Source organism: Psychrobacter sp. DM8 (assembly GCF_051307025.1).
Lineage (GTDB): Bacteria > Pseudomonadota > Gammaproteobacteria > Pseudomonadales > Moraxellaceae > Psychrobacter.
In genome coordinates this window covers 1,342,788-1,368,789 of the sequence record NZ_CP195538.1, presented here as the reverse complement: position 1 = coordinate 1,368,789, position 26,002 = coordinate 1,342,788, and the positions used below count along the sequence as shown (strand labels likewise).

Here is a 26,002-nt window from a genome sequence, read left to right as displayed (position 1 = left end):
AATTGTAAAAACTAATTCTCGCCTGAATAAAATCTACATAAATCTTGATGCCAGCTCTTTCATAATCTCGTTGGTACCGCCATAGATTTTTTGTACGCGGGCATCAGCGTACAGCCTAGCAATCGGGTATTCCATCATGTAGCCATAACCGCCAAATAGCTGCACGCATTCATCCATGACGATGCACTGCTTCTCGGTTACCCAATATTTGATTAAAGCGGCATGTTGGACGGTTAGCTCTTTTTTTAGTAGCGACTCAATAGCCGCATCGCAAAGCGCGCTTGAGGCGATATAATGACTGTTGCACTCCGCTAATTTAAAGCGTGTGTTTTGAAAGCTCCAAACTGGCTTACCAAAAGCGGTACGCTCTTTGGTGTAGTCAATAGTCAGATCCAGCGCCAACTTCATCGCACCAACCCCAGCTAGTGCAACAATAAGGCGCTCTTGCGGTAGCTCCTGCATCAGCTGCATAAACCCCATACCTTCGACGGTACCGAGTAAGTTCTTTTGCGGAACACGCATATTGGTAAAGAATAGCTCAGAGGTATCTTGTGACGCCATGCCGAGTTTTTTAAGCTTTTTACCGCGCTCAAACCCAGGTGCTTTGTCTGTTTCGACGACGATTAGTGAGACGCCTTTTGCCCCCTCGTCTCTATTAGTCTTGCAGGCTACAATGATCAAATTGCCCAACTGACCATTAGTGATAAAGGTCTTTGAGCCATTGATAATATAATCATCACCGTCTTTGACAGCATGCGTTTTGATGTTTTGTAAATCAGATCCAGTGCCCGGTTCGGTCATGGCGATCGCACCGATGAGCTCACCGGTCGCCATTTTTGGTAGCCATGCTTGCTTTTGCTCTTCAGTACCGTGATGGAGAATGTAAGGAGCGACGATACCTGAATGCAAAAACCCACCGAACCCTGACATATTGGCTTCAGATTGTGCATAAATAAGCGCGGTTTCGTGACGAAAGTCACCACCTGCCCCGCCATACTCCTCTGGCATAGAGGCGCACAAAAAGCCCATCTCGCCCGCTTCTAACCACGCTTCGCGATCAAGCATTCCATCGTCGCGCCATCTCTCATCATGCTGCTCCCAGCTTTTAAATAGCTTTAGCGCACTCTCATGCAGCATCTCAATCTCTTCGTTCATCCAGCTGGGTTTAAAGCAATTGATCGCCATAATTCTTCCTTGATAGTGTAAATTTGAGTAGGTAATGCAGATGCTGTGCTAGTGATAAATACTTTAGGGTGTAAGCCTATGAGCTAACCACTGTTTAGCTTTAAAATACTAAAATCAACTAAGAGTAATAAAAATTACCTTTATAGCTAGTACTTATAAACAACGCAATACTTTGCAATTATGGTTTTATTGTATAAAAACAGCCTATCATTAGCAACTAAATATATTATAATGGTAATTTTTATTATCCTAGTTTATAGTCCTAAAAACCTATAGTTTTAAAAACTAACGGCCCCAAAGCTAGCTTTACCTACGGAAAATGCTATATGAAATCTGCGCGCTCAAAACCGAAATCTGCTAGTAGTAAAAAATCAAGCTCATCTAAAAACCAAATAGTTAACGCAAACAGTCAGGACAAACCTTTAGCTATAGCCCCATTGAGTGAGATGCGCCCTGCTACCTTAGATAAAATAGAAAAAGCAGTGCGCCAGCTTTTTGCAGGCAGTGATGCCAGCGATATCACGATGATTGAGATTGCCAGTACCGCTAATGTGTCGCTACAGACGCTATATAAGTATTTTGGGGACAAGCAAACGGTGCTCTATACCATTATGGATATTGTGCTGGTGAGGCTTGCTGCGCGGATGATGGATCATCTGCAAGGTATTGATAGCGTGGAGGATCGCCTGCGTAAGACATTGTGGGTGTGCTTGGACTTTGTGGATACGCAGCCTGATGCGGTGATGGTACTCTCTAAAGTATCGATAGCGCGATTTCATAATATTGCTATCTACAAGAATAAAGAGCTTATCGATGCTTTTTTGAGCGTACTTGAGGATGGTCAAAAGCGCGGCGTACTTGTCGATACAGTGCCACTGCACATTTTGTTTGATGTGTTTATGGGATTTATCAGCCGCCTTGGAATTATGCATACCATTCGTCAAGCGGATGTACCGCTAAACGCAAATTTTGACGCATTGTTTAGTATTTTGTGGCGCTCCATGTCCAAGCCTGAGATATCAGGCGCTCAAAAACCTATCAATTAGTCGAAGACCCCTAAGCTGCTGATGCTCTAAGTTTGTGGCGCAGTATTTTACCTACCGTAGATTTAGGGAGCTCGTCTATAAACTCGATATGGCGCGGACACTTATAGCCTGCCAGGTTTTCTTGGCACAGCGCTTTTATCTCCTCCTCATTTAAGCTTTGATCGGCTTTAACGATATAGGCTTTGACAGACTCGCCTTGCAGCGCATCAGGGATACCAACGACTGAACATTCAGCAACTTTAAAATGAGTCTCAATGACATTTTCGACCTCATTGGGGTAAACGTTAAAACCGCTAACGATAATCATATCTTTTTTGCGGTCATATATTTTGATCGCGCCCTGCTCGTCCATTGACGCAATATCGCCTGTCTTTAGGTAGCCATCAGCAGTAAAAAACTGATCATTATCGATATTATGATAACTTGAGATAACATTATCACCTTTGATGCACATTTCACCGACTTCACCTAATTCTAGAATGTCACCCTTGTCATCGCGGATACTGATATCGACTCCTGGTAGCGGCAAGCCGACGTTGCCAGTGTACTTAGTTCCATCGAATGGATTGGCGGTGCCGACTCCTAGAGTCTCAGACATACCCCAGCCCTCTAAGATAGGCAGACCTGTCACTTCAAGCCAGCGCCTAGCGGTTTCGGGAGTTGCAGCCATACCGCCTACCACCGTTAGCTTGCATTCTGAGAAGTCCAATTTTTTAAAATCAGGATTCATCACAAAGGCTTGGAATAGAGTATTCACACCAGGAAGAAAATGAAAGGGGCGCTTAGCTAAAATTTTAATAAAACTTGGAATGTCGCGCGGATTGGTAACTAAGGTGAGATGTTGACCTACGCTCAAGCCTACTATAGAGCAAATAAAAGCATAAATATGATAAAGCGGCAGCGCAACGATGGTGTTCATCTGAACGTTATCAGCAATATCAGCATAGACGGGTTTAAACCATTCACCGAATTGATAAGTTGCCGTTACGACGTTTTTGTTGTTGATCAAAATACCCTTAGCGACGCCAGTAGTACCGCCTGTATATTGCAACATTAATAAGTCATCAGCTCTTGCAGTAGGCCGAGAATAAGTGAGGTTTTTAGCTTGCTTTAGCATAGATTTATAGCGGGTGACACTATAACTATCGTTGGAGCTTAGCTCATAGCTAGGAATGGCTTTTTTGATGTAGTTGGCAGCAAGGTTTACGATCGTGCCTTTTGCAGTCCCTAGCATATCGCCTATTTTGCTGATAACGACGGTCTTAACGGGTGTATTATCGATTATTTTTTCTAGCGTTTTACAAAACGGCTCTAAGATAAATAATGCTGAGGTATCAGAGTCGACCAATTGATGCCTAAGCTCACGCGGGCTGTACAATGGATTGATTAACGTGGTGACCATGCCTGCCCGTATAACGCCCAAAACGACGGGCAAATACTGATGAACATTGGGCATCATAATACCGATGACTGAGCCTTTGGCTAACCCTAGGTTTTGAATCCAAGCTGCAATCATCAAAGACATTTTGTCAATTTGCGTATAAGTGTAGCTTACGCCCATGTTGCTAGAGAATTCTCTATCAGCAAATTCTGTGAGCTTATTCTCTACAATATCAATCACCGTACTGTGCGGCGGATCTATCTGTGCATTGACCCCTGCTGGATAACCCTGTGTCCAAAACTTATCCATAACTTACCTTCCTTGGTAATCGGTTTAAATAAAAACAACCTCAAAACTCATACTTGAGAATTATTGTCTGATATCTTGCCATCCTAGCGTGCTGTGATGCCCGTCTTGATGAGCAAATAGTGGGTGTGCTTTGGCCTCCTCTAAGCTTAAAACTGGCGTTACGCAAACGTCTGCGGTCTCAAAAGCTTGCTGCCAAAACTCAAGCGGTTGACTGGAAAATTTGTCACTAACGATAGCAGCAGCCTCTTTGCTCGCTGGCAGGTTAGGCATAACGCCGCGCTGCCAATGCGCGTCTTTGAGCTCAGGCAGCTCTAAAACTTCACATAGCCCTTGCCAGAATTTTAGCTCTAGTGACCCTACCGCCATGTAACGATTATCCAAAGTTTTGTATAAGCGGTAGCATGGCAATAATCCACCCAAAAAGTCATGATGCGGCGCTGGATTCTGTTCTGAGAAGCTTTTGACGAGCGTCCCTGTCGCCTTGGGCATAATCATATGATTGTATAAGCTATGCGTCATGCTGACGGCGACATGCCGACCTTTGCCCGTTTGCTTGGCGGCAAATACCGCTGCTAACAAGGCAATTACTGCCGTATCACTACCACCTGCTAAGTCTGCAAACTGGATATTGGGCATAGCCTGCTCGCCAGTTGCGGTACGTAGCTGATCGAGTACCCCGCTCATCGCCATAAAGTTGATATCGTGACCGGCTTTATTCGCCCAGTCATGAGTCACGTCACTACCGTCAATCGTGCCGTAGCCCGTAATAGAGACAATGACCAGTTTTGGATTAATAGCCTGTAAGGTTTGGGGGTCTAAACCCATACCCTTGAGCACCCCAGGACGAAAGCTGTCGAGCATGACATCAGCATTCTTGAGATGCTCCTTGACTGACGCTATGCCCTCAGCATCACGAAAATCTACCTTTTCGATGGTTTTACCGTGATTTAGAGCCTCGAATAATCCACCCAAGGCGCGCGCAGGATCGCCCCCTTTGGGCTCGATTTTGATAATTTCTGCGCCCAAATCAGCAAGCAAACGTGTCGCAAAAGGCCCCGGTAGATTGCGCGTCAAATCTATGACGCGCAATCCTTGTAAGCAATTACTCAGCCCATCAGCTTGATTAACCATCTACAAACTCCTCGCCATTTGCCGCCATCTTGACCAAGATAGTAGCCGGCTCAAACCGCTCGCCGTATTGCTTGGCAAGCTGACGACTACGGGCGACAAACTGCTCGACACCCATAGAATTAATGAACTGTAGTGTGCCGCCTTGATGCGGTGCAAATCCCCAACCAAAGATAGAGCCGATATTGGTATCGGCCACTGAGCGCACGACGTTTTCTTCAAAACATTTAGCCGACTCGTTGGCTTGAATAAACATCAAACGATCCACAAGATCCTCTTGGCTTGGCTGCTCTGACGCGGTTGGATATAAATTAACCAGCTCAGGCCATAAGTGCTTATCGCCTTTTTCAGGATACTCGTAAAAGCCTTTACCGTTCTTTTTACCTTCGCGGTCGTGCTCTTTGACTAAAGTTTTGAGAATATCGTACGAGGGGCGCATCTCCATGGTTTTACCCTCCGCTTCCATATCTTTTTGCTGCTGCTCACTTACATGCAAAGCTAAGCTTAGTGATACCTCATCTTGTAGCGCTAAGGGCGGCATAGGCATACCCGTCTTCAGACCTGCGACCTCAATACTGCGCGGATGTACACCCTCACCGAGCATAGCGACGCCTTCTGACACATAAGTGCCGAATACGCGCGAAGTATAAAACCCGCGACTATCATTGACGACGATTGGCGTTTTGCCGATTTGCAAGACATAATCAAAAGCTTTGGCTAAGGTGTCATCATCCGTTTGCTCGCCCATGATAATCTCAACGAGTGGCATCTTGTCGACGGGCGAGAAGAAATGCAGACCAATAAATTGCTGTGGGCGTTTGCTCGCTTGGGCCAGCCCGGTAATAGGCAAGGTTGAGGTGTTAGACGCATAAACGGCTGATTCTGGAATCACGGCTTCAGACTGCTGAGTACACTTGGCTTTGATTTCACGATTTTCAAACACCGCCTCGATGATTAAATCGCACTCTGCTAAATCGTCATAAGAGACGGTCGGGTGAATACGATTAAGTAGCGCTTGCTTCTTATCCTCAGTTGAGCGCTTACGGCTGATGGCCTTGTCTAGCAACTTAGTAGAGTAGGCTTTGCCTTTTTCGGCACCTGCCAATTCGGTATCGAGTAATACCACATCTAGTCCCGCCTTAGCACTGACATAGGCGATACCTGCGCCCATCATACCTGCGCCTAAGATGCCTACTTTCTTGGTCTTGTAGCGCTCAATACCATCAGGACGCGACTGGCCTTTTTTGATGCTATTAAGCTGCGTCCAAAGGGTGTTGATCATGTTTCTAGATTCGGGCGATAACACACAAGCGGCGAAGAAACGCGACTCAAGCTCAAGACCAGTATCGATATCGACGATGCAGCCTTCAAAGACGCTAGACATGATATGGGTGATCGCAGGATAGTTGCCATGCGACTTTTGATTAGCCATGGCAGGTGCGATTGAGAACATTTGCACCACTTTAGGGTGCATGCTGTTGCCACCAGGGATTTTAAAGCCTTTTTTATCCCAAGGTTGCTGCGCTTTCGGATTGGCTTTGATCCAGTCTTTAGCTTGCGCCAACATATCATCGAAATCAGTAGCTGTTGCATCAATAAGACCGATATCTAAGGCCGCTTTAGCCCGAAGCTCGACCCCTTGCGTCATCAGCTCAAGCGCTTTTTGAATACCGACGAGCCTTGGCAGGCGCTGAGTGCCGCCGCCGCCCGGAAGTAGACCTAGCTTAACCTCTGGCAGACCCAGTTTGGTTTTTGGAGAGTCAATCGCTATACGGTAGTGACAAGCTAGTGCCAGCTCAAGCCCGCCGCCTAATGCCGTTCCCGTCATAGCAGCGACTACCGGTTTACCTGAGGTTTCAAGTTTCCGTAGGCTAGATTTTAGATCTTCGACTAAATCAAAGGCTTGCTGAGCCGTTTCAATGTTTGAGAGTTGATCGATATCCGCGCCAACCACGAAGCTGTCTTTTGCTGACGTTAAAATGAGGCCTTTAGCTGACTCATCCTTGATAAAGCTGTCTGTCATAGCAGCAAAAGCATCGGTAAAACCATCGCCGATAACGTTCATTTTTCGCGCGCTTTGATTGATAGCAACGATAATGATATCGTCATCACGCTGCGCTGAAAAATTGGCGAGAGTGTTGATAGCATCTATGCTGTCTGTAGCTGTATTTGTCGTCATTTTTTATCCTTTAAATGATCTCAAAGTTATCATTTTCATGTAGTAAATAAAGAGGTTATACGCGCTCAATGATAGTCGCAATACCCATACCACCACCAACACACAAGGTCAGCATAGCGGTTTTGAGGTCACGGCGCTCAAGCTCATCTAGCACCGTAGTCATGAGCATAGCGCCAGTAGCCCCTAGCGGGTGTCCCATGGCGATAGCGCCGCCATTGACGTTGACGATATCAAGCGAGATACCAAGGTCATGAGCGGTATTCATAGGTACCGCAGCAAACGCTTCGTTAATCTCCCATAGATCAATGTCTGAAGCTTGCATGCCCGCCTTATCTAGCGCTTTTTGGCAGGCAGGCGTGGGGCCCGTTAGCATGATAGAGGGCTCTGAACCTATGACTGAGGCCATGGTGATTTTGGCGCGCGGTTTGAGTCCTGCCTTTTTACCAGCAGCAGCACTACCGACTAGGCAAAGCGCCGCACCATCAACGATACCTGAGGAATTACCCGCGTGATGGACGTGATTTACCTTCTCGATAGTCGTGTATTTATCCAAGATGACGCTATCAAAACCCATCTGACCGGGCATAGCGAAAGAAGGATTTAGCCCTGCCAAAGTTTCAACACTGGTATTGGGACGAATGGTCTCATCCTTATCTAAGAGTAGCATGCCGTTGATGTCTGTGACGGGCACGACTGATTTATCAAAATAACCTTGCTCCCAAGCATTGGCAGCGCGGCGATGTGACTCGGTTGCAAAGGCATCAACATCGCTACGACTAAAGCCTTTGAGCGTAGCTATCGTGTCAGCACCTACGCCTTGCGGTACAAAGCCAGTCGCGTCATTGATACGTGGATCCATGTACCAAGAACCACCATCAGAGCCCATGGGTACGCGGCTCATGGACTCAACGCCGCCTGCGACGACCATATCCTCCATACCTGACATGACTTTGGCTGCAGCTAGATTAATAGATTCAAGCCCTGATGCACAAAATCGCGACAAGGTTAATCCTGCCACGCCCCGCGCCCAACCAGCGTCAAGAACGGCAGTACGAGCGATATCAGAGCCTTGCTCGCCGACTGGGGTGACGCAGCCTAGCACCACGTCATCTACCAAGCTGGTGTCCAAGTTATGACGCTGCTCCATCTCCTTTAATAAGCCACGAACCAGCCAAGTAGGCGACGCTTGATATAAAGCGCCGTCCTTTTTGCCTTTACCACGAGGGGTACGAATACTGTCATAGATATAAGCGGTCTCAGTCATAAAAATCCCTTTTCACTTTTTAAATGAGTAATAATATTGGTAATAAATGTCTAGCTAGACTCTTTTAAAATTTAACTACATTTTTTTATAGCAGGCTACATAAAGCGGGCCGCAAGCTCTTTCATAATCTCGTTAGTACCGCCATATATTTTCTGTACCCGCGCATCAGCGTATAGACGCGCAATAGGGTACTCATTCATATAACCATAACCACCGAATAATTGCACACATTCATCGATCACTTCACACTGCTTTTCAGTGACCCAGTATTTGATTAATGAGGCATGAGGAATCGACAGTCTTTTTTCCATAATGGCATCTATCGCTAGATCACACATACTATGAGCAGCTAGATAATTGGCATAACACTCTGCCATCTTAAATTTAGTATTTTGGAATTTCCACACCGGCTTGCCAAAGGCTTCGCGCTCTTTGACATAATCCAAAGTCAAATTGATAGCCAGCTTCATCGCGCCGATACCTGTCAGCGCAATAATCAAGCGCTCACGTGGTAGCTCTTGCATCATTTGAATAAACCCCATCCCCTCTATCGGACCGAGCAGATTCTTTTGCGGGACGCGCACGTTACTAAACGAAAGCTCTGAGGTATCTTGCGATGACAGACCAACCTTATCCAAGTTGCGACCACGCTCAAACCCTTCTAACCCCTCTGTCTCTACGACGATAAGTGAGACGCCTTGAGCGCCCTTATCACGATCCGTTTTGCAAGCCACCAAAATCAAATTGGCATGCTGACCATTAGTAATAAAGGTCTTTGAGCCATTGATAATATAGTCGTCGCCATCTTTTACCGCATAAGTCTTTAGCGCTTGCAAATCTGAGCCTGTGCCCGGTTCCGTCATAGCGATAGCCGCGATGTATTCGCCACTTGCCATTTTTGGTAGCCACTCTTGCTTTTGCTCTTTTGTTGCATGATGCAAAATGTAAGGCGCGACGATTCCTGAATGCACGATACCGCCAAATCCTGACTGATTGGATTCTGCTTGAGCATAAATGATAGCGACTTCATCACGAAAATCACCGCCACCGCCGCCATACTCTTCAGGCATTGAGGCACACAAAAAACCGTTCTCGCCAGCCTCTTCCCAAGCCTCGCGATCGATCATGCCATTTTTGCGCCACTGCTCGTCTTTTGGCTCCCAACCTTTGAACATTTTGAGCGCACTCTCATAAATCATTTTGCGCTCTTGAGTCATCCAGTCTGGCGCTAGGTTTTCGATACTCATGGAATTATTCCTTGACGATTTTGGGTAGTAATAATTAATTTGTTTTGATATTGTAGATGTCGAATAGAATATTTAGCACTAATGGTAATATTTATTACCTCTGCAAACCATTATCTGATATTAAATATCGTTGGAGTGTGGCAGTTATACTAAGACAATAAAAGTAGCGATGCAATCGGATTCAATATAATAGTAATTAATATTACTTTTTCTAATTTTTAGAGATATGAGATTTTCGATAAATCACTAACACAACACTTAAGCTAGAAATTATAGGTTTAATGTTTGCTAAAAGTCATGAGGTAAGTAAAAGCAAACCAGATGTTTTTACAGTAGCGATAAAGACGAATACTAAAAAAATCTACACAACTATTGGTTTTTTTGCCATTGTATTATGGCAAACTTACTATAAGGTTTGCCTTAGTTATCAATGGTTTCTGAGCATTAATGGTTGATAAACTTCTCGTTTTTAACCCCTTATTCAAATAGGTCCTAACCCTGTCCTATTAAAGGAAAAAGCATGACCTTATCTAGCAAGTCCACGCCTATATACTTGGCGCCTGATACGTTCGCTGAGTATCTGTCCTATCAGAATCAATACTGTTTGTTTTTGGATATCGATGGCACGCTAGCTACTTTTACTCTTGACCCAAAAAATAGCTTCATTCCTAGTACGACTCTTAATATATTGCAACAAATACAAGACTTAGGCGTCGATATTGCGGTTGTCACTGGGCGTAGTTTGGATAACGCAAGGACAATGCTCTTCCCTTTGGTCTTACCTATCGCCGCCACCCACGGTCTTGAGATCTTTACCAATAAGCACTCAACGGGTCAGACAGACGATATGACTCATATCAAGCAGATAGATATCAAAGAGCTTAGCGTTATCAAACAGGCACTTCTACAGGCCTGCCAGTTTTATCCTAAAGTCCGTATAGAAGATAAACCCTACTCTATCGCCTTACATTTCCGTGAGTATCCAGCTTTAGCAGAGGTTGCGTATAGCCTGATCACTCAAGTCGCAAAACCTTACCCTAATTGGGTCATAAAATCTGGTAAATATGTTTGGGAGCTAGTGTCACAAGACGCGAATAAAGGCACGGCGATTTTGACTTTGCTACAATCAATGCAGACGGATAAGACACTTTGTCCTATATTTATTGGTGATGACAGCACTGACGAAGCAGGATTTGAGGCGATACAGGGCGATTACAAAGCAGGTATGGGTATCAAAGTCGGTACTGAGCCGACTTCTGCACATTACTATGTGAATGACACAGATGAAGTAGTCACCCTACTACATCGCTTTTTTGCTTTTTGTCAAAAGCAAGCCTCACTACCTCGTCACTTGACAGAATCTTCTCTACTTGATTCGCCTAAATATTTAGGACCATCATTGTGAGCCGTCTGATCGTCTTATCAAATCGGGTGAAAATGCCTGATGATGCTCAGGCGGCGGGCGGGCTTGCCGTAGCATTGGACGATATATTGGTCGGCAGTTCGGTGATTTGGATGGGATGGAATGGCGAAGTGGTCGAAACTTTTGCTGATAATAGTAACCAGTTTAATAGCCGCAAACACAGCTTTTTTTCGCAGACCAATACACAAACTGATACACGTTCTTGTAAGCAGCAAGCGCATAAAGACGTTACCTACATGACGACAGCACTTACGCGCAGGCAGTATCAGCATTTCTACTGCGGTTTTGCTAATAGTGTGCTGTGGTTCATGCTACATGAGCGCCCAGAATTAGTTAATGAAGCTATGGATGATTATGCCGGCTATCAGGCGGTAAACCGCTTATTTGCGCGTCAATTAAGTCAAATCATTGAGCCTGACGATGTCATTTGGGTACATGATTATCACTTTTTGAGCGTGGCGTATTATTGCCGAAAGCTAGGTATCAACAACCGTATTGGCTTTTTTTTGCACATTCCGTTTGCGCTATTAGCGTTTTGGAAAAAGATAGACAAAAGTGCTGAACTTATAACGCATCTTGCCCATTACGACGTCATTGGTATGCAAACTGTGCAAGATAAGATCAACTGTATAGACGTCTTAAGCTACTATTTATCTAACGATCTAAACACTCAAACGATATATCCATTGTTGAATGATGTAGAGTCTATAAAATCAGATAAAACCCATGTACAATTTGATTTGGGCTACCCTACATCGCACCATTTGACCATCCACACCTACCCTATAGGCATCAATGTCGATAAAATTCAAACACAAGTAAGTCATCTATCATCCAAAAATTTGACACACAGATCAAAAGACAGTACTACTCAGTCAGTAGCACAGCAAATCATAGCAGTCGATAGAATTGATTATTCAAAAGGTTTGTTACAGCGGTTTTGGGCATATCATAAATTTCTCAAGACATATCCTGCCTATCAACATCAGCTTGAACTACTACAAATTGCCTGTCCGAGCCGCTTGGACTTAGCCGTTTACCAGCAGCTTTATACTCAGGTTAAGCAAGTCGTTGATGATATCAATCAGCAATTTGCAACTTCTAGCTGTCACACATATCACTCACAAAATACATCTCGTAACTGTACTTCACAACATAACTGGCAGGCGGTTCATTACAGCGAAAAAGTGCTTGATCATGAGACGCTGATGCAAGCATTTTGGCATAGTAATGTGGGCTGGGTGAACTCGCTTAAGGACGGTATGAACCTTGTAGCCAAAGAATATATCGCCGCGCAAAATCTTGATGATCCTGGCGTGCTACTACTCTCAAAATATGCAGGTGCCGCCGAACACATGCAAGCAGCAGTGATCATTGATCCGCATCAACCCGTAAGTATCATAGAGGGTTTAAAAACGGCCTTAACGATGCCACTTTCGGAGCGAAAAGAGCGGCATCAGACGCTACTAGCGGGCTTACGCAACTATGATATTAATGCCTGGCAACAAGACTTTTTAGCGGATCTATATACTATTAGGTCTGATCAAGCAAAAAACACGTTACCAAGAGCTACTCATAAGTTTGATTTACAAGAGTAATTTGGAGAATGTTATGGCTAATATAGAAGTCCCATTACGGCAAAATACTTTATTAGAGAGTATCAAAGGCGATATAGAAAAAAGGCTAGTCGCTGATCAGCAAGTGCTAAATACGCTTAGTATCACCGATGAACGACGCTACGATATATTAGACATTTTAATTAAGTACAGTCAAAGCGTACCGCATCCTGGTAACGCCACTAGTGATGGCAATGGACAAGATGCAAGCACCCTTGAGCGTTGGCAAATCCTCGCTTATGTCGCAAGTGTTGATCTAACCCTTGCTAAATGGTTTGAATCACACTTAGATGCGCTGAGTATCTTCTATGAAATTGGCTACGCAAAACCTGTAAAAGGCTTGCTTGCAGTTTGGGCAGCAGAGGGTCACCCTTTATCCTTTAAGCCGGACGAAACTAACCAGCAAGGCCAAGTTCATGGCACTGTCAATGGCACTAAAGCTTGGTGCTCAGGGGCGCACACTGTTGATTATGGGCTGATGACTTATCGTGACAAAGACGCTCGTTCGCAATTGCTGATCGTCGATATGCAACAAGACGGTATTGCTATTGACACTAGTGGCTGGCAGGCGGTTGGTATGCAAGCTACGGATACAGCGACGATAGATTTTGATAACGTAGCCGCTGAGCAAGTTGGCGCAGCAAATGAGTATTTAGACAGAGTAGGATTTTGGCATGGCGCCGCTGGAGTTGCCGCTTGTTGGTATGGTGCCACAGTCTGTCTAGCAGACTATTTAATCAAAGCTTATCAGCATAAGCCTAACGATTTTAAGGCCATGTATTTAGGTCAAGTCAGCATGATATTAGCAGCGACTCAGCAATCCTTTTATCACGTCGCGCGCTTAATCGATACGCAGCCGCAGCACAGTCATGAGTTAGCTATTCGTCAGCTCAGAGCACATACTGAGCAAGTAGCAAGGCAAGTATTGGATGCTGCCGGACAGGCACTAGGTGCAGCACCGTTTTGCGGCAATGCACATTTTGCAAGAGTGGCCGCTGACTTACCTGTATTTATACGCCAAAGCCATGGCGCTTTTGATCTACAAAAAATTGGCGAGCTCACTGCTCAATCAGTCAGCCAGTTGAGAAGCGATTCAGCCCATAAGCGAGAAAACATATGGCAACTATAGCAGAGGATCAAACAGATACGGCAAATGCAAATAATATAAAAAACCATCCTATCGTAGGTGATCGCGTAATTGAGGGCGATGGTACCAGTCAAGACGCTTGGCAAAACTGGCCAGGACTGCATCATCTGCCGCCGCTAGATATAACAGCACATCTCCCAGCGCACAAGCGCGTATGTATCTTTGCTCCGCACCCTGATGACGAGATACTAGGCTGCGGCGGACTACTCCAGCACGTAGCCGCTAATGGCAACCCTATCCTCCTTGTACATGTCACCAATGGCACCCAAAGTCATCCAGACTCAACCCTTTATCCTCCAAAGCAGCTCAATACTATTCGCCCGCAAGAGAGCATTAACGCCTTAAAAGCGCTAGGTATTGCGCACCAAGTATCCATTATCGCTTTGGACTTGACGGATGGTAACGTATTCGCTGAGCAAGAACTATTTAATAAAAAATTAGCGACTATTATCCAGCCTAATGATATTTTGGTGACGCCTTTTATTCACGACGGTCATCCTGATCATGAAGCGACGGGACAAGTCATTCAAGCATTTGCTAAGCGCCAACATTTAGCCTGTTATCAAGTCCTGATTTGGGCATGGCATTGGGCGCAGCCTGACGATAACCGTATTCCTTGGCACAGTGCACTAAGACTAGATTTGAGTGCTGAGCAGGTACAGCGTAAATCGCAAGCTATTACTTGTTTTACCAGTCAAATCACCACTGATGAGAGTACAGGCAATCCGCCTATTTTATCCGCGCAAACTATCGCTAGAATCAGCCAACCTTGGGAGGTTTATTTGCATGAGCCACAATCCTAAATCTATTATGGCACTGGATGCTGCCGACACTTTAGTCAATAGCGATAACAGTTTAAGCGCTTCTAAGGATTGTCCTCAATCTGACGCGTATTCAGAGACGTATTTTGAGGTGCTGTATACTGACAACAGCGACCCTTGGCAGTACCAGACGCGCTGGTATGAAAAGCGCAAACGAGACATGTGCCTTGCGGTATTGCCACAAGCAAAGTATACCAATGCCATAGAATTGGGCTGCGGTAATGGCGTATTTAGTGAGCTGCTTGCACGTCGTTGTCAGTCGCTTTTAAGCCTAGATGGTAATGCCAAAGCCGTACAACTTGCCAGACAGCGTTTAAGAGACTTGTCTGGGGTCAAGGTGGTACAAGGTATCATTCCTGGCGCGCTATTCACTCTAGAAAACGATGCTTTGTCAGACAATGCACTCACTTATCATCCCCCCTTTGATGCAATTATTATCAGTGAAATTTTATATTACTTATCGCCAGCTGATGTCGATAGCGTTATTAAATGGATAAAGCAAAACCTAGCTACAGGCGGTACTTTATTGTGTTGTCATTGGCGCTACGTTATCGAGGGTTTTGCTATGACGGGCGAGACCGTACATCAACGCTTACAGCAAGCGTTTGATGCATCAACCCATCAAGCAGAACACTTAGCCTTTGAGCATCAAAGTCAGATCATAGATCGTGATTTTTTGTTAGATGTTTGGCAGTACTCCGAGCAGTCGGTCGCGATGCAAGAAAATCTAATATGATTAATAATAATCAGCACCATCATAAAGCGGATGATAATAATAACCAGATGGATATAAAAATCGCTATCGTCATTCCTGCGCATAACGAAGCGGCGACTATCAGCGACTGCTTAAACGCAGTGCAAAGCTCAATCGAGCAATTAGCTGCAGCCATCGATACATATATAGTAGTCATGCTCGATAGCTGTACGGATGCTACGCGCGCGATAGTCGAAAATGCTGGCGTTGACTATTTAAGCTGCGATTATCACTGCGTAGGGCAAGTACGGGACTTAGGGATTCGCCATGCGATCACGCAAGGGTTCACTTGGATCGCTTGTACCGATGCCGATTCAGTAGTGACTACAGATTGGCTGGTGCAGCAAATTGCACATATCAACCATAAACCGACTGATATGATCTGCGGGGTAGTGAGTGTCGATAGTTGGGCACACCTAATGCCGCAAACGCGCAGTAAGTATATGGCCCATTATCAAGATAAAATGAATCACCGTCATATTCATGGTGCAAACTTAAGCTTTAGTAGTCAGGCGTATAACGAGGTCGGTGGTTTTGCACCCCTTAAATGCCATGAGGATGTGGATTTGGTCAAAAAGTTCGAGTCCAAAGGTTACGCTATTACTTGGAGTAATCGTGTCCGCGTCACTACCAGTAGCCGCTTGCAAGCGCGAGCAAGTGAAGGGTTTGCTGCATTTTTAGCCAATATAGAAAGCACCAATAGAAAATAATTACGTCAGTGTCATGCTTTTACCTGTCTACTATAACTATGTTTTAGTGTGTACCTATCCCATGTCCTTTATTGTCTCAATGCTTAATCAAAAACTCACCTTTTCTAAACTCTAAGCTTGCGCCTGTTTATCATAACCATTCAAAAGAGCGCTTCACCTTTGTATAAATACTGGCTTTGGTTTTATATCCTCTATATAATATTTTGAGTAATCACTCAACAACGATCATATGCTCTCATAAAGAGTCTTCAATAAAAATACTTTGTCCGACCTCATATTTAGCATCAAAGGTTATTATTTCATGCGCATGACTAGATACTTGCCCGCCATCCAAAACACGATTCGCTATAGCAGCTACGCTATAGCAGTTGGGGTTTGTGCGAGTATCTCTGCTAGTACTGCATCGACTATCGCAGTATTAAGTAACGACAATCAACCCCATTGGCAACAAGTACAAAAAGCGGGTGAAAATCAAGACGTCTACTTCCACGCTTGGGGCGGCGATCCACAGATTAATGCTTATGTTCAGTGGGCGGCTAAAACGGTTGATGATAAATATAATATCAATCTGGTCCATGTCAAATTAAGTGACACCAGTGAAGCCGTCAGCCGCGTACTCGCTGAGAAATCTGCTAACAACAATGATCGAGGTAGCGTCGACTTGATTTGGATCAATGGCGCTAATTTTGCCACTATGAGCGAGAACTCATTACTATTAAAGGACTGGGCAGATAGCCTACCTAACTTTACTCTTACCGATCCCAACAATAATCCAGCCGTGACTCTTGATTTTGGTATTCCTACCGAGGGTATGGAGTCGCCATGGGGACAGGCATCGCTGACCTTTTATTATGATAGCTTAGCGGTAAAGAAGCCGCCGACAACCTTGAATGAGCTTGCCAACTGGACACAGCAAAACCCTGGACGCTTTGGTTATCCCAAGCCACCTGACTTTTTGGGTATCAGCTTTTTGAAGTATGCTTTAGTAATAATACATGAGCAGAACGATGCCAAGACAGGCACCGATATCAGAGCTGAGTTAAATCAGCCTGTCAGCGCGCAAAACAAGGAAATCGTGCTTGCTCCGCTTTGGGAGTTCTTGGATGAGATGCATCCAACCCTTTGGCGTAACGGCGAACAATTCTTGCAAAGCGGCGCGCAAATGCGTCGCTTGGTTGATGATACTGAGCTGAGCTTAGCCTTTACTTTTTCAGGTCCTGAAGTCCCAGCCGCTGTTCGGCGTTATGACTTGCCGCCGAGCATCCGTAGCTATGCGATGAGTGATGGCAGCTTGAGCAATACGCATTTTGTCGCAATTCCTTATAATGCTAGCCATCCGAAAGCGGCGCAATTGGTCGCCAACTTTTTACTTAGTCCTGAAGCGCAAGCTCATAAACAAAATCCCAGCGTTTGGGGTGACAAAACGGTCTTGGTACCTGCGACCCTGGGCACAGAGCAGCAAGCGCTATTTACAACGACTAAGCCCCATCCAAGCGCACTGCCCTTTGACGCGATAAAACGCACCGTTAGCGAACCTCATCCAAGTTGGGTAGATGCTATTGTTGAAGGCTGGCAAGCTCGCTATGGAGTCAGCGAATGAGTCAGTTCTTTGATGACAAAGATGAAAAACTTGAACTAGCTAAAAATTCAGGTTCTCAGAACTCTAATACTGGTAACACTAGTATGACTACCCATTACAACGGTGATCTGTTTACGCGCTTAGTGACCCTTAGCCCCAAATTTTTACTGCTTTTACTGCTATTCCCTGTACTAGGTGGCCTTGTCAGCGTACTTTTGCCGGCCTTTGGGTGGGTACCTGCTATCGGTCAAACGAGCTTTAATTTACAAGGGTTTGAAGCACTATGGCAAACCCCCGGTCTGGGGCAGATGGTAGCGTTGAGTGTTGCCACGGGCCTTGTCAGTACCCTGCTCGCTTTTATCATAGCTCTGATGATACTAGCTGCGTTTTTTAATAGTGTATGGCTGACCCGTATCGAGCGCTTGCTTAGTCCAATCTTGGTCATTCCACATGCGGCGGCTGCGATCGCCATTGGGTTTTTGATTGCGCCCTCAGGCATGATTGCGCGATTAGTATCGCCATGGCTGAGCGGTTGGGAGCTTGCGCCGCAAGGAATACTACCGCACGATCCTTATGGCATTAGTATCATTTTGGGACTGGTGCTAAAAGAGCTGCCGTTTTTATTACTGATGGCGCTTGGCGCTTTAGCGCAGCCTGAGCTGGGTAAGAAGTTACATGAGCAGTATAAAGTGGCGCTAAATTTGGGCTATTATCCAGTTACAGCTTTTTTTAAAGCGGTTTTTCCGCTCCTTTATCCTCTATTGCGCTTACCTATCTTGGCGGTACTCGCCTATGCCAGCGCCAGTGTCGAGATGCCCCTTATTTTGGGACCCAATACGCCGTCCACTCTAGCGGTTACCATCATGCAATGGTTCAATGATGTGGATCTCAATTTACGTATAAAAGCCTCAGCAGGTGCGATATTGCAATTGCTATTGACTGGTGGCTTGATCACCCTATGGCTTGGCGGTGAACGAGTCATTAAAGCGCTATACAAAGGCTCACTACTCAATGGTAAGCGCCGTTATATCGACAGCATTTGGCAAAAACTCACTTATGGACTTACAGTTTTAATTCTAGGATTTATTGCTCTATCTCTTGTAGGACTATTGATGTGGTCAGTCGCAGGCTATTGGCGCTTTCCTGCTGTATTGCCAGAGCAGCTAGTCCTATTGCATTATCAAAGCGCCTTTATGCAAATGAGTACGCCGCTATTCAACACCCTATCTATAGGCATAGTCTCAACTGTATTTGCCATTATGCTCACCTTGTTATGCTTAGAATCTGAACAATTAGGTGATAGACCCCTCTCCTCCTTTACCAGTTTCATTATCTACTTACCGCTCCTGGTTCCTAGCATCGCTTTCTTGTTTGGTTTAGTCTGGTTACAGCAGTTAATCGATAATCAAGCGGCTTTTGTTAATGTCGCCTTTACCCATTTATTGTTCGTGCTGCCCTATGTATTTTTATCGCTTGCCAGCAGCTATAGGCGTTTAGATGTACGCTTTGTCAATGTCGCAGCGAGCCTTGGTGCTACGCCTGCCAAAGTGTTTTTGCAAGTCAAACTACCGCAGCTGTTTGCGCCTATTATGATCGCTATCGCTTTGGGATTGGCGGTCAGTTTTGGGCAATACCTACCCACGCTGCTGGCAGGCGGCGGACGTATTGCGACTATTACTACTGAGGCGGTAACGCTAGCTAATGGCGCTAGCAGGCGTACCAGTGCCGTTTATGCCATTATGCAAATGGTCTTACCGCTAATTGGCTTTATAATAGCTTGGATACTACCCAAGTATTTTTATAAAAGTGGCGCACGTTAACTGAGTAACTACTAAAATCATAATAAAGGTAAGACGATAATAAAGGATTCTCTATGTCAGCATCGCTACAAATAAAACACTTACAGCTCTATCGTCAAAGTGAGCTATTGGTCAGCTTAAATGAGCAAATCAAGGGCGGCGAGATTCTAACTATCATGGGGCCCTCTGGTAGTGGCAAATCAAGCTTGTTGAACTGGATGACAGGCACCTTGCCCAGCGGCTTTAACGCTACTGGCGAGATTTGGCTCAATGGCGAAAACGTCAGTCATTTGCCGACGCACTTACGTCGAATTGGTGTTCTCTATCAAGATGCGCTGCTGTTCTCACACTTATCGGTAGCGGGTAATATTGCTTTTGCGATGCCTAAAGATGACAAAGAGAGCAGCAAAAAACAGCGCTTAGCAAAGATAGAGCACGCTCTCGAGCAAGTCGGCTTAGCTGGCATGGCAAATCGTCATCCTGATAATCTATCAGGTGGTCAGCAAGCTCGCGTAGCCCTACTGCGTACCCTAATGAGTAAGCCCAAAGCCATATTGCTAGATGAGCCTTTTAGCAAGCTTGACACCCAGCTTCGAGCAGATACTCAGCAATTGGTATTTGATCAAATTCGTACCCATAAATTACCCGCTATTATGGTTACTCACGACCACAGCGATGCTAAAGCTGCGAGTGGTAAAGTCATTACGCTAAGCCTTTAACCAATAGCTTCTAGACTTGAACTTTTGGCGTCAATAACAAAAAGGCCAACCTATGCTAGATAAGTTTATTACTCCTGTTATCACCCCTATACTGAATCCTTTAGTCGTCGCGCTATATAAGCGCGGCATCAAGGCTGATCAATTGACGGTGACGGGTTTTATCATCGGTATGCTAGTGTTACCCCTACTTGCCTATCAGCTGTGGTTTGGTGCGCTTATTGCTATTATACTCAATCGTATTTTTGATGGTTTAGATGGCGCGCTTGCTCGCCATGCCAATAAGAGCTCAAGCGCTGGCGGCTACTTAGATATCACCCTCGACTTTTTGTTTTATGCCGCCGTGCCACTCGGTTTCATCTTGGCTAATCCTACACAAAACGCGATCGCAGGCGCATTACTGCTGGCTGCCTTTATCGGCACTGGCTCTAGCTTTTTAGCTTTTGCTGTAGCAGCCGAAAAGTTTCAATTGGATAAACCGCAGTTTAAGTACAAGAGCTTTTATTATCTAAATGGTCTGACCGAAGGTACTGAAACCATAGCGCTATTTGTCGCCTTTTGTATTTGGCCACAGCATTTTGTACTACTTGCTAGCCTCTTTGCTGCGGCCTGTGCGGTGACTATCGTTACTCGTATTTATGGCGGTTATCAGACCTTAAGACGTTTAGAAGACAAGCACTGATTTTTGCATAAATACTTATACTGTAATCATCCTTACTTCAAAGTCTTTAATATCAGTATTCACTACTCTTTGAGCGTTTATACACCATCATAAAGTATCTTGAATGTTAACAGGCGTTACAAATATTTGAGCAATCGCTCAATTTATATTTGAGTGATTGCTCAGAATGATTTACAGTAGGGTCAGTTAGCGACTCATAGCATTGCCTATTCGCTGACTTCATTTATTTAAATTAATAAAACTTAAATATTCATGAACTTAGATATCCATAAACTTAAATACTCATAAGGATCTTATATGACTGATTTTACTTTACATAATAAAGAAACAGCTCCTGCCGATAGCCAAGAGCTGCTCGATGTCTCTATCAATGCCTTTGGCATGATTCCAAATCTACATGCAGTCATGGCTGAAGCACCAGGCTTATTAGAAGGCTATCAGCGTCTACATCAGCTATTTTTGGACAGCAGCTTTAATGATGAAGAGACCACTGTGGTGTGGCAAACTATCAACGTTGAACATGCATGTCATTACTGCGTGCCCGCTCATACTGGCATTGCCAAAAGCATGAAAGTTGATGACGCTATCACTAATGCGCTACGTGACGAGACGCCACTACCGACAGACAAATTAGAAGCGCTACGTGACTTCACTCTGTCAGTAGTTCGCAATCGTGGTAATGTCGATGATGCGTCTGTACAAACATTCTTGGATGCAGGCTTTAGCAAGCGCCAAGTGTTAGAAGTGGTACTAGGCGCGGCGCAAAAGGTGATGAGCAACTACACCAATCATCTTGCCAATACCCCAGTAGATAAGCCGTTTGAGAAATTTGGATGGCATAAAGCACAGTAATATTGTTAATAATTAGCAGCTTGATAGTCTCTACATTTTTTAATATTGTCGTCAAAACTGTTGCTAGATGGACCATCGAGCAGCAGTTTTTTGGTTAAAATAATAGCTATAAACTATAATCAACGCGAGGTTATGTGGAAGATAACAAGCAGCTATCATCAGAGCGGCCACTGCGCATAGATATCGTATCTGACGTGGTCTGCCCTTGGTGCGCTATTGGCTACGGACAATTGGTCAAAGCTCTCGAGCAGACTGGTATAGAACATGAGATTCACTGGCATCCGTTTGAGCTAAACCCTGATACCCCAAGCGAGGGGCGCAATTTGTATGAGCATATTGCTATCAAGTACGGCTCAAGTCGAGAGGAGTCTGATGCGAGCCGCGCTCGGATGACTGAGGCAGGTCGCAGTGTGGGTTTTGAGTTTAACTTCACGGAGGACAGCCGCACTTATAACACTTTTGATATGCATCAGCTTCTGCACTGGGCCAATCTGCAAGGACGCATGCATGAGTTAAAGCAAGCGTTGTTCGCCGCTCACTTTACTCATGCTAGAGAAGTCTCAAGCCAAGACGTCTTAGCAGATATCGCTAGCGAGATTGGTTTAGATCGTAATGAGGCGCTAACGGTATTAACGGATCAGCGCTTTGCCGAAGACGTTCGCCGTGCTCAGCAAAGTTGGCGTCAAAAAGGGATTCAAAGTGTACCCTCTGTTATTTTTGATCAACAACACTTGGTCAGCGGCGCTCAAGGGGTCGAGAACTTTAAGAGCATTTTGCAACAGTTGTCAGATATGACAAAATAATGCACTAATCAATAATAAGCACTAGGGACAAAGCACAAAAACCAAAAGGGCGACTTATAATATTAAGTCGCCCTTATAGCTTTTATTGATATAAGCGTTAATACTTATGGTTCTAGCTAAATACTCACAAAGCGCGTGCATCAAGACTAAGCTTAGTGAACAGGCTCATTATTACGCAGGCTCTCTATTGATGATGCCATATCCTCTGCCAGCTCATGCACCGCTTGACTCTCGACATCACGCTGAGCAAAGGCACGCAAACCCATGACCTCAGCCTGTAATCGACGCGCCAGCCTAGTCGCATCAAGCGTGTCATCCATCTCGCCTAGACGCTGCGCCTCAGCGAAACACTCGCCAAAACGCGCCTCCATGCCCGCTAGTAATTTTTCTACCTTATCTAAAGCTAATTGTTCACGCGCACCAAGCTCAAGCAAGCTTTTGACCAGCATACATGCTCGACTAGGCAAGTCTTTATCGCGGATACCACCAAGCTGGCGCATAAAAGCCGCCAATCCCATCAATGGCGACTGATGATTGGCCAGTATACGTTCAAGCTCCGTTAAGGAGGACTGCGCATAATAATCTAGCGCTTCTTGAAACAAGCCGTCTTTACTACCGAATGCGGCGTAAATGCTACCCGGACGCATATCGAGAGCTTGTTCGATGTCTTTTAGGGAGGTGGCATGAAAGCCTTTGTGCCAGAACAGGGCTATGGCGCGTTCTAGCGCCTCGTGACGATTGTATAAAGTAGTTCGTGACATAGTAAATCCTGAATCTTGGAGCTGCGACCACAGATAATGCGGTAAGCACAGCGGTATAATTTGAGTGATTACTCAATTTTATCTTGACTCGCTACAACAGTCCAGTTAAAGTTTATTAACGACGCTTAGGCTATTAGCTACGACTTGTCTTTTTTGAGCAATGCATGCGCTCAAAGTGCGTAATAATCTTTGAAATATAATGTCTTGCTATTAAAATTATCATTCTTAATTCGGTTGATAGAGACAAACGATAGTTTAATGACATAACCGTTCTATCACTTCGAGGCTATTTACATGCGTAAAAACCTACTTACCCATGATAATAGTCTGCTCCGAACACTCTCCAGCATACTAGTATCCTCTCGATTGCGCATTATATTGTTATTAGTCATCCTTGTGTCTCTATTCATTTTGCTGACAAGCTGTACATCACGGGTCTGGAATGAACCTATCATAGAAACGGTTAACCATAGTTATAATTTTAAAAATAACTTACCGCAAAACTCAGATGATGTTTTTGTGGTTCTCGCCTTCTCTGGTGGCGGTACACGCGCAGCAGCGTTCAGTTATGGTGTGCTTGAAAAGCTACGAGACACACCTGTGATGATTAACGGCGTGGAGCGCCGATTATTAGATGAGGTAGATGTTATCTCTTCGGTATCAGGTGGTAGCTACACTGCCGCTTATTATGGCTTGTTTAGTGATGAAATCTTTGAGCAATTTGCCTCTGAGTTCTTGTACGAAGACTGGCAGTCTCGACTGATGAGACTGGCGATACGACCACAAAGCTTGATTGCGATGAGTAGCTCTGAGTACAATCGTGGCGATCTAGTAGCCAATAACTTAAACGAGAGTTTATTTCGGCAAAAGAGCTTCGCTGACATGGGCCACGGCAAATTACCGTTTGTTATTCTCAATGCCAGTGATCTAAATAATGCCATGACCTTTTCGTTCACTCAGCAGCAATTTGATTTTTTGTGTTCGGATTTATCGAGCTATCCTGTGGCCAACGCGGTGATGGCGTCATCTTCTGTGCCTGGCATTTTTGCACCCATCGCCTTGCGCAATTTTGCCGACTGTCCTCAGCGTTCTCAGCCTTGGGTTAATGTGGCTCTCAATCAAGACGATCATTTACCGCGTAGCTACGCTATAGCCCGTGCACTAGATCGATACTCGCAACCAGATCGTATGCCAGTGGTGCGCCTAGTAGATGGCGGGGTCACTGATAACTTGGGCGTACGCGGCTCAATGATGAGTCCTGTCACTCAGTATGGCGATGTCCCCAACATGGCAGGCGCGTTCAGTCCTGACAAGCTGCGTCAGGTCAAACAAGTACTGGTCGTCGTAGCCAATGCTCAAACTTACTCAGAACATGAGTGGTCAGTTCAGAGCAAGGATCCGAGTTTCATTCAGACTATTTCAGCGGCGAGCGAAGTGGCTTTGGGTACTTTAAATAACGAGACTATTTCATCCGCTAAAGACGAATTTTTGCAATGGGGCGAGCATGTCAACGCTCAGCGCTCAGCAGACGTCCCTCAGGTTGAGGTGCATTTTGCGGTGTTGACCTTTGATCAGGTTAAGGATAAAGCGGAGCGTGCGAAGTTCGATGCTATGCCCACGACCTTTCGTTTGCAACCAGAGCAGGTTGATGATCTGCGTGCTTTGAGTGGTAACCTACTGGAGCGCTCTAAAGAATTTCAAGAATTTCGACAAGCCTTACAGTGATCTAATATTCGCTAGATTCTCATTTTTATCTACAATGACAGCCTATTTTGAGCAATCACTCAAATTTACCTTGAATGTTCGCTCAACTAAAGGTAATGTAATAGTCACTCTTATTTATATTTGTGTGCCTGACACTACTTTTATGATCTACAAGGAGCTTTTATGCCCTCTACCCCATCACCCTCTATCATCGTATTTGACGTTAATGAAACCCTGCTCGATATCGAAACGCTTGCGCCTTTATTCACTCGTCTATTCGGTGATGAGCGCGTACTGAGAGAATGGTTCGCGCAATTGGTGCTCTATTCGCAAACCTTGACCTTATCTGGTCTTTATACGTCCTTTGGTGAGCTTGGTGTTGGTGCATTACAGATGACGGCTGATATTCATAGCGTTACTTTAACGAATGATGATATTGACAAGTTTAAGCAGCTTATGAGCGAGATGCCCGCTCATCCTGATGCGGTGCCCGCATTAACCATATTACGTGATGCTGGATTTAGGCTGGTGACCTTGACCAACTCAGCGAGCAGTGCTTCTCCTACGCCACTCGAAAAAGCAGGATTGGGTGATTTCTTTGAGCGCTCTTTTAGCGTTGAGGCAGTCGCAAAGTTCAAACCTGCGCCTGAGACGTACCAGATGGTCGCCACAGAATTGTCGGTTGAGACATCAGAGCTTTGCCTTGTCGCCTGTCATCTTTGGGATACGATTGGCGCGCAAGCGGCTGGCTATCAAGGCGCGTTCCTCAAACGTCCTTATAATGCCATGCTACCCGCATCCAACGTGCCCATACCGCACTTTATGGCCTCAGATCTGGTTATGCTGAGCGATCAGATTATTGAAAATCGCAATGATTAACCTCAAAAACCGAACAA

At 45.1% G+C, this 26,002-nt stretch carries 22 protein-coding genes; 15 read left to right on the top strand and 7 right to left on the bottom strand.

Features of this window, described 5'->3' with window-relative positions:
- Positions 1-33: 33 nt before the first annotated feature.
- Positions 34-1,185 (bottom strand): acyl-CoA dehydrogenase family protein, encoded by a 1,152-nt coding sequence (locus ACR64J_RS05900; protein WP_317199404.1) that lies wholly within the window; start codon positions 1,183-1,185, stop codon positions 34-36.
- A gap of 326 nt (positions 1,186-1,511) precedes the next feature.
- Between ACR64J_RS05900 and ACR64J_RS05895 the strand changes: the two genes are divergently transcribed.
- Positions 1,512-2,231, top strand: a complete 720-nt coding sequence (locus tag ACR64J_RS05895) for a TetR/AcrR family transcriptional regulator (RefSeq protein WP_435950936.1) — start codon at positions 1,512-1,514, stop codon at positions 2,229-2,231.
- 10 nt (positions 2,232-2,241) lie between these two features.
- Here ACR64J_RS05895 and ACR64J_RS05890 read toward each other — a convergent pair whose 3' ends face one another.
- The 5 genes from ACR64J_RS05890 to ACR64J_RS05870 form a co-directional block, all read right to left on the bottom strand.
- Positions 2,242-3,921 (bottom strand): AMP-binding protein, encoded by a 1,680-nt coding sequence (locus ACR64J_RS05890; RefSeq protein ID WP_435950935.1) that lies wholly within the window; start codon positions 3,919-3,921, stop codon positions 2,242-2,244.
- 60 nt (positions 3,922-3,981) lie between these two features.
- Complete coding sequence (locus ACR64J_RS05885) at positions 3,982-5,052, bottom strand: CaiB/BaiF CoA transferase family protein (protein WP_435950934.1); 1,071 nt, start codon at positions 5,050-5,052, stop codon at positions 3,982-3,984.
- On the bottom strand, positions 5,045-7,228 hold the full coding sequence (locus ACR64J_RS05880) for a 3-hydroxyacyl-CoA dehydrogenase NAD-binding domain-containing protein (protein ID WP_435950933.1): 2,184 nt from the start codon (positions 7,226-7,228) through the stop codon (positions 5,045-5,047). The genes ACR64J_RS05885 and ACR64J_RS05880 overlap by 8 nt, the downstream gene beginning before the upstream one ends.
- A gap of 55 nt (positions 7,229-7,283) precedes the next feature.
- The gene (locus ACR64J_RS05875; protein ID WP_435950932.1) at positions 7,284-8,492 is read right to left on the bottom strand and encodes an acetyl-CoA C-acetyltransferase; all 1,209 of its coding nucleotides are present in this window, start codon (positions 8,490-8,492) and stop codon (positions 7,284-7,286) included.
- 95 nt (positions 8,493-8,587) lie between these two features.
- Entirely contained in the window at positions 8,588-9,739 is a 1,152-nt protein-coding gene (locus tag ACR64J_RS05870; RefSeq protein ID WP_317199398.1) for an acyl-CoA dehydrogenase family protein, read from the bottom strand.
- Between the two features lie 520 nt (positions 9,740-10,259).
- Here ACR64J_RS05870 and otsB point away from each other — a divergent pair.
- The 12 genes from otsB (at position 10,260) to ACR64J_RS05810 (ending at position 22,641) form a co-directional block, all read left to right on the top strand.
- The gene (gene otsB / locus ACR64J_RS05865; protein WP_435950931.1) at positions 10,260-11,144 is read left to right on the top strand and encodes a trehalose-phosphatase; all 885 of its coding nucleotides are present in this window, start codon (positions 10,260-10,262) and stop codon (positions 11,142-11,144) included.
- On the top strand, positions 11,141-12,760 hold the full coding sequence (locus ACR64J_RS05860) for an alpha,alpha-trehalose-phosphate synthase (UDP-forming) (RefSeq protein WP_435950930.1): 1,620 nt from the start codon (positions 11,141-11,143) through the stop codon (positions 12,758-12,760). The genes otsB and ACR64J_RS05860 overlap by 4 nt, the downstream gene beginning before the upstream one ends.
- 13 nt (positions 12,761-12,773) lie before the next feature.
- On the top strand, positions 12,774-13,907 hold the full coding sequence (locus ACR64J_RS05855) for an acyl-CoA dehydrogenase (protein ID WP_435950929.1): 1,134 nt from the start codon (positions 12,774-12,776) through the stop codon (positions 13,905-13,907).
- Positions 13,895-14,728, top strand: coding sequence for a PIG-L deacetylase family protein (locus ACR64J_RS05850; protein WP_435950928.1), 834 nt, complete (start codon positions 13,895-13,897; stop codon positions 14,726-14,728). Before ACR64J_RS05855 ends, ACR64J_RS05850 begins: the two co-directional genes overlap by 13 nt.
- A complete protein-coding gene (locus ACR64J_RS05845; protein ID WP_435950927.1) occupies positions 14,712-15,482 on the top strand; it encodes a class I SAM-dependent methyltransferase in 771 nt (256 codons plus the stop codon). The genes ACR64J_RS05850 and ACR64J_RS05845 overlap by 17 nt, the downstream gene beginning before the upstream one ends.
- Positions 15,483-15,535: 53 nt before the next feature.
- The gene (locus tag ACR64J_RS05840; RefSeq protein WP_435951030.1) at positions 15,536-16,210 is read left to right on the top strand and encodes a glycosyltransferase; all 675 of its coding nucleotides are present in this window, start codon (positions 15,536-15,538) and stop codon (positions 16,208-16,210) included.
- 301 nt (positions 16,211-16,511) lie between these two features.
- A complete protein-coding gene (locus tag ACR64J_RS05835) occupies positions 16,512-17,810 on the top strand; it encodes an ABC transporter substrate-binding protein (RefSeq protein WP_435950926.1) in 1,299 nt (432 codons plus the stop codon).
- Positions 17,807-19,609, top strand: coding sequence for an ABC transporter permease (locus ACR64J_RS05830; RefSeq protein ID WP_435950925.1), 1,803 nt, complete (start codon positions 17,807-17,809; stop codon positions 19,607-19,609). The genes ACR64J_RS05835 and ACR64J_RS05830 overlap by 4 nt, the downstream gene beginning before the upstream one ends.
- A 53-nt stretch (positions 19,610-19,662) precedes the next feature.
- Complete coding sequence (locus ACR64J_RS05825; protein WP_435950924.1) at positions 19,663-20,307, top strand: ATP-binding cassette domain-containing protein; 645 nt, start codon at positions 19,663-19,665, stop codon at positions 20,305-20,307.
- 52 nt (positions 20,308-20,359) lie between these two features.
- Positions 20,360-20,986, top strand: a complete 627-nt coding sequence (locus tag ACR64J_RS05820; RefSeq protein ID WP_435950923.1) for a CDP-alcohol phosphatidyltransferase family protein — start codon at positions 20,360-20,362, stop codon at positions 20,984-20,986.
- A 297-nt stretch (positions 20,987-21,283) separates the two neighbouring features.
- The gene (locus ACR64J_RS05815) at positions 21,284-21,838 is read left to right on the top strand and encodes a carboxymuconolactone decarboxylase family protein (protein ID WP_435950922.1); all 555 of its coding nucleotides are present in this window, start codon (positions 21,284-21,286) and stop codon (positions 21,836-21,838) included.
- A 134-nt stretch (positions 21,839-21,972) separates the two neighbouring features.
- A complete protein-coding gene (locus tag ACR64J_RS05810) occupies positions 21,973-22,641 on the top strand; it encodes a DsbA family oxidoreductase (RefSeq protein WP_435950921.1) in 669 nt (222 codons plus the stop codon).
- A 152-nt stretch (positions 22,642-22,793) separates the two neighbouring features.
- Here the strand turns inward: ACR64J_RS05810 and ACR64J_RS05805 are convergent, their stop codons facing one another.
- Positions 22,794-23,402 (bottom strand): TetR/AcrR family transcriptional regulator, encoded by a 609-nt coding sequence (locus ACR64J_RS05805; protein WP_435950920.1) that lies wholly within the window; start codon positions 23,400-23,402, stop codon positions 22,794-22,796.
- Between the two features lie 519 nt (positions 23,403-23,921).
- On the opposite strand from ACR64J_RS05805, the gene ACR64J_RS05800 reads away from it, so the two are divergent.
- Positions 23,922-25,127 carry a patatin-like phospholipase family protein gene (locus tag ACR64J_RS05800; RefSeq protein WP_435950919.1) on the top strand — a complete coding sequence of 402 codons (1,206 nt, stop codon included), beginning with the start codon at positions 23,922-23,924 and terminating at the stop codon, positions 25,125-25,127.
- A gap of 162 nt (positions 25,128-25,289) precedes the next feature.
- Positions 25,290-25,985 carry a haloacid dehalogenase type II gene (locus ACR64J_RS05795; RefSeq protein ID WP_435950918.1) on the top strand — a complete coding sequence of 232 codons (696 nt, stop codon included), beginning with the start codon at positions 25,290-25,292 and terminating at the stop codon, positions 25,983-25,985.
- Positions 25,986-26,002: the final 17 nt, after the last annotated feature.